Annotated in this window: 4 protein-coding genes; all 4 read left to right on the top strand. The window is 57.2% G+C overall.

The window, feature by feature from the left end; genetic code table 11:
• On the top strand, positions 1-195 hold a 195-nt coding region (locus NCN04_RS10485), incomplete at its 5' end, for a SufD family Fe-S cluster assembly protein (RefSeq protein ID WP_250396063.1).
• A gap of 50 nt (positions 196-245) precedes the next feature.
• Positions 246-1,034, top strand: coding sequence for a Fe-S cluster assembly ATPase SufC (gene sufC / locus NCN04_RS10490; protein WP_048347271.1), 789 nt, complete (start codon positions 246-248; stop codon positions 1,032-1,034).
• Positions 1,035-1,036: 2 nt separating this feature from the next.
• Positions 1,037-2,269: a SufD family Fe-S cluster assembly protein gene (locus NCN04_RS10495; RefSeq protein WP_250396064.1), complete on the top strand. Its 1,233-nt coding sequence runs from the start codon at positions 1,037-1,039 to the stop codon at positions 2,267-2,269.
• A partial coding sequence (locus NCN04_RS10500) for an aminotransferase class V-fold PLP-dependent enzyme (RefSeq protein WP_250396065.1) occupies positions 2,266-2,572 on the top strand: 307 nt, incomplete at its 3' end. The genes NCN04_RS10495 and NCN04_RS10500, both read left to right, overlap by 4 nt.

The raw sequence follows: 2,572 nt of genomic DNA on the forward strand, positions 1-2,572 counted from the left end.
GAACATGAGGCCAGTACATGCCGCATGTCGGAAGACCAATTGTTTTATCTCCAAAGCCGTGGCATCGGCTTCGAAGAAGCTGTGTCGATGATGGTGAGTGGCTTCTGTAGGGATGTGTTCAATCAACTCCCCATGGAGTTTGCGGCTGAGGCCGACAAACTTCTCGCCCTCAAGCTTGAGGGTTCGGTGGGTTAAACCCAGCGTCAAGCTTCTATTGCTCGTTTTTTTCTTCGTTTTCTTCTGACGTGATCCGTCCCGACGCTGCGCCGCTCCTCGAAATCACTGATCTGCATGCGTCCGTTGAGGGCAAGCCGATTCTGAATGGGGTGAACCTGCAGGTGAAAGCCGGCGAAATTCACGCCGTGATGGGCCGTAACGGAAGTGGTAAGAGCACGTTGTCCAAGGTTTTGGCTGGTCACCCCGCCTATCGCGTGACATCTGGGTCTGTGCGTTACCTCGGCCGTGACCTTCTCGATTTGGAGCCTGAGGAGCGCTCTCGACTCGGAGTGTTCTTGGGCTTCCAGTACCCGATTGAGATTCCTGGGGTGAGCAACCTCGAGTTTCTCCGGGTCTCTACGAATGCCAGGCGCGAGAAGCAAGGTAAGGAGGAATTCGACACGTTTGATTTCGATGATCACGTGCGTGACCGCTTGCAAGTGGTCCAAATGGACCCTGCATTCTTGGAGCGCAGCGTGAATGAAGGTTTTTCTGGCGGCGAGAAAAAGCGCAACGAGATTCTTCAGATGGCCCTGTTGGATCCCGTGGTCGCGATCCTCGACGAAACCGACTCTGGTCTTGATATTGATGCCTTACGCATCGTTGCTGGAGGCGTGAATCAGTTGGCCAGTCCGGACAACTGCACGTTGCTGATCACTCACTATCAAAGGCTTTTGGATGAGATCACGCCGGATTATGTGCACGTGATGGGTGCTGGGCGCATCTTGCGAACCGGGGGGCGTGAATTGGCTCTTGAGCTGGAAAAAACTGGTTATGACTGGGTGGATCAGCAGCTCGCGGCCGAGGGGGTGGCCTAACGATGGCGATGCCCGAGGGTTGGTTGACACAGCTCCCTGCGCCAGCGGGGACACTTGAACCGGTTCAGCGCCGTGGACGATTAGCGTTGTCAGAGCAAAGCTTCCCCAGTCGGAGGCAGGAGTCGTGGAGACTCACTGATCTCAGGCGACTGGAGGCCCTGTTTCAGCTGTCATTGGCTGAGCAGAGACCACATCGCTCCAGTGCTGACAGCTGGCCGAGGATTCCAGCGCAGGCCCTGAGGCTTGTGATTGATGGCAGCCAGGATCCGTTGCAGGGGGTGACCTTGCCAACAGGAATTTCTCTGCTTGAGGGTGCTGAGTTGCAGCAAGCCCTAGGCCACACCTTGTCCCGCTGTCGCTGCGCGTCGGATTGGCCCGTTGAGCTCAATCACGGGGTGAGCCAGCAGATTCTGGCGTTACGCATTCGCGGCAAGGTTCCACCGGTTGAGTTGGTCATGGTTGCGTCCGACGCCATGTTGGTCCCAACCCGGGTTCTGTTGCTGGTTGAGGAAAAAGCAGAGCTCGACTGTCTCCAGGTTTTGAGTGCTAAGGGCCAGGCTGCCCATAGCCATCTTCTCGAAATTCACCTTGGCCAGGAATCCAAGGTGAATCACGGCTTGCTTGCCTTGGGAGATGGCCAAGAGGCTCTGCTCGCCAATCTGGCCGTGGAGCAAGAGTCGCGCAGTCACTACTCCCTGGTTTCGGTGTCGCAGGGCTGGTCGTTTGGGCGGCTGGAGCCGAGCCTTGTTCAGGTGGATGGTCAGGCTTCTGCTTCGATTCAGGGTCTTTCTGTCACCGCTGCTGATGAGCAGTTTGCGGTCCATACCGCCGTGCGTTTTGAGGGGCCTGAAGGCACGCTCGATCAAGTCCAAAAAACGATTGCGGCCGACCGCTCTCACAGCATCTTCAACGGGGCCATTCAAGTGCCTAGGCCAGCGCAGCGCACCAACGCCTCCCAGCTCAGCAGGAGCTTGTTGCTCTCGGGACGCGCTCGCGTTGATGCCAAGCCTGAGTTGGAAATCGTGGCTGATGACGTGCGTTGTACCCATGGGGCCACCGTGAGCCAGCTCCAGGAGGATCAACTCTTTTATCTGCGCAGCCGTGGCATTACGCAGTCCTCAGCCGCCGCTTTGCTCCTGCGTGGTTACTGCCAAGACGTGCTGGATCGCTTGCCTCTTGATGGCTCGCAGCGCTGGTTGGGCGGCAGCTTGCAAGTGGGAGGAATGACACCATGACAACACTTCCTCGTAACGCGCCCGTTACTCTCGCGGAACGGGTGCGTGCTGACTTTCCAATACTTGAGCAGGTTTCAAGTTCTGGTCAGCCCCTGATCTATCTGGATCATGCGGCGACCAGTCAGAAGCCTCGTGTGGTGCTCGATGCGATTCAGCACTACTACGCCTGCGACAACGCCAATGTGCATCGTGGTGCTCACCAGCTCAGTGCGCGTGCCACGGAGTCGTTTGAAGCGGCTCGTGCCACGACCGCTGGATTGATCGGTGCATCGAGCTCAAAAGAAATTGTGTTTACGCGCAATG

The sequence above is a fragment of the Synechococcus sp. MU1655 genome (assembly GCF_023630655.1).
Lineage (GTDB): Bacteria > Cyanobacteriota > Cyanobacteriia > PCC-6307 > Cyanobiaceae > Synechococcus_C.